2 protein-coding genes and 2 pseudogenes are annotated in these 2,204 nt (G+C 65.2%); 1 reads left to right on the top strand and 3 read right to left on the bottom strand.

Annotated features, from left to right (window positions below; all coding sequences use genetic code 11):
• Positions 1-213, top strand: a pseudogene (locus EN939_RS31120) (lipopolysaccharide biosynthesis protein); the annotation flags it as partial.
• Here the strand turns inward: EN939_RS31120 and EN939_RS31115 are convergent.
• The 3 genes and pseudogenes from EN939_RS31115 to EN939_RS31105 all read right to left on the bottom strand — a co-directional run.
• Positions 210-1,133, bottom strand: coding sequence for a DUF6492 family protein (locus tag EN939_RS31115; RefSeq protein ID WP_127271449.1), 924 nt, complete (start codon positions 1,131-1,133; stop codon positions 210-212). The pseudogene EN939_RS31120 and the gene EN939_RS31115 sit on opposite strands and share 4 nt — an antisense overlap.
• Positions 1,130-1,924 (bottom strand): WecB/TagA/CpsF family glycosyltransferase, encoded by a 795-nt coding sequence (locus tag EN939_RS31110; protein ID WP_127271447.1) that lies wholly within the window; start codon positions 1,922-1,924, stop codon positions 1,130-1,132. The genes EN939_RS31115 and EN939_RS31110 overlap by 4 nt, the downstream gene beginning before the upstream one ends.
• Positions 1,921-2,204 (bottom strand): annotated as a pseudogene (locus EN939_RS31105) (glycosyl transferase); the annotation flags it as partial. The gene EN939_RS31110 and the pseudogene EN939_RS31105, both read right to left, overlap by 4 nt.

The following is a 2,204-nucleotide window of genomic DNA, read 5'->3' as shown; positions in this document are numbered from 1 at the left end:
GAGCTTTTGTTCGCGCGCGGCCAGACGCTGGTGCGGGCGCTCAATCTCGGTCTGCTCGCCGCACTGAAGGCGCTGCTTTTGACCTATGTGCTGACGACCATCCTCGACACGCCGAACCTGGTGCTGTCGCTCAATGTCGTCTTCCTGCTTTTGTATCTCGCCTCGACGCTGCTCACCTATTCGGCGATGCGTAAACCGGCAAAGCCCATCTAATCCAGCCCGGTCAAACGGCGGATACGGCCGATATCGGTGCCGATGAAGGATTGCATGCCGATCGCCACCTGCTCCGGCGCCATGGCGGCAACGAAGCGGCGGAACTCGTCGTCCGACAGCGCCTCGCCGGTCCAGTGCACCCGGCAGAACTCCTCCGAACCGTGGAAGTGGCCGGCACCCTGTAGCAAATCGTCGACATAGCGGCCGTAGATCATGCATTCGGAGAATTTGCGCGCCGAGCCGACGACCTCGACCCAGTTGCGACCATGGACCTTCTCGATCTCGCCGCACATGGCCAGCACGGTGTCGCGCCGCCAGGCGATCAGCGTCGAGATGTAGTCGTGGACCGATGTCCGGGACGGATCGATGCCGAGTGCCGACCCCGCGTTGCGCGACCAGATGCGATGCTCCTCATGACCTTCGTCCGCCAGCACGCCGTCGCGGCGGAACAGCCGCGCCTTGCCGTCGCGCCAGAAGGCGGCGCAGTCGAAAGGTTTGAGGAAGGCAACATCGGAATCGCAGAAGATCAGCACATCTTGAGATGCATGCGCCGAGATGGCGATGCGACGCAATTGCTGCACGTGCCAGCCACGCAGCGGCTGGGTCTTCAGGCTGAGCCAGACGCGCCGGCGAAACAGGCTGAGCGGATCATCAAATGCGTGCAGCCAGCGCGGCAGCAATTCACGCTCGTCGACGACCGTGCGGCGGCCGGTTTCCAATTGGCGAAACAGCCTGACGTCGCGATGTTCGACCAGGATGTAATGGTGCGCCGCGCCCGAAACGTGGCGATCAAGTGTCTCGCACAGCAGGCGGCAGCGCTCGAAGTCGGGCGCGTAGCTTGCCGTCACGATGGCCGCCGTCGGTGTCTGCCGCAGCGGGCCTGGCTCGACAGCGGTGCCTGGCACGAACCTGCTGTTCACTTGACATCCTCCGCGGCTTCGGGCGCAAGCGAGAATTTCTGCCTGACGACGCGCAGCAGGAACAGTGGGTTGCCGACCACATAACGGCGCCACAGGCGGCTCGGTTCGACAGCCAACCGGAACAGCCATTCGAGCCGCAGCCGGCGCATCCACAAGGGCGCGCGGGGCACCGCGCCGCTCAGGAAATCAAGCAACGCGCCGACGGCGATCGGCAGCGTGCAGTGGCGCGCGTCGATGTGGCGTTCGATCCACAATTCCTGGCGCGGCACGCCCATAGCGACGAGCAGCACGTCGGGCCGAAGCGCGGCGATCCGGTCGACGATTTCCTGCTCCTGCGAAGCGGGGAAATAGCCGTCATGGATCACCACGAACCGGTGCTGCACCGCCAAGGCGGCCAGCTTGACCGACGCCGCTTCGGCATTGACACGCGTCGCGCCGAGCAGCCCAACGGTCAGCGGCGTCGTCGAGGCCTGCAGGAAGGCCGGGACGAAATCGGTGCCGTTGAGATTGTCGGGAAACGGCGCCCCGTAGAGGAGCCTCGCCGCCAGATCGATACCGATGCCGTCGGGCAGGATGAGGAAATCATCGAGTGCCCCGGCGAACACCGGGTCGGTATAGGCGATGTTGGCGTTGTGGGCGTTGAGGAAACTGACCTTGGTGAAGCGCCGCTCGGCAATCAACCGGTTCAGCAGGGCGATGGCATCGTTCCAGCGGACCGCAACCACCGGGATGCCAAGGATCGTCATCAGCTTGTCGAGCCCGAACGCAGCGCGGGCGGAATGCATGTTCATGCAAACGCCTCCTGCCTGGCAGGCTCAAGCTCTTCGAGGCCGAGCCGGATGGCAGCGTCGAGCGCCTTGACCTGCGAGCCCCGGAACGCGCTGCCGTCGACGTCGCGGATGTCGGCCGCCGCAGCCTCGAGAGCCCTGGCGAAGGCGACGGGATCGTCGGTGACGACGCAGTTGGCCGGACGGTGGTCGATGCCGCGCAGCGAACGGCTCGTGGCGACCGAAGGCAGGCCGAGTTCGAACGTTTCGATGGTCTTCAACTGGACGCCGCTGCCCGCGGTGC

This window comes from Mesorhizobium sp. M7A.F.Ca.CA.002.05.1.1 (assembly GCF_003998335.1).
In the GTDB taxonomy this organism is placed as follows: domain Bacteria; phylum Pseudomonadota; class Alphaproteobacteria; order Rhizobiales; family Rhizobiaceae; genus Mesorhizobium.
Note: the sequence above shows the minus strand (reverse complement) of the source record. Positions and strands in the feature narration are given on the sequence as shown.

Excerpts from the sequence above, each read along its gene's own strand:
- EN939_RS31110 (WP_127271447.1), bottom strand. The coding sequence starts at position 1,924 with ATGAACATGCATTCCGCCCGCGCTGCGTTCGGGCTCGACAAGCTGATG.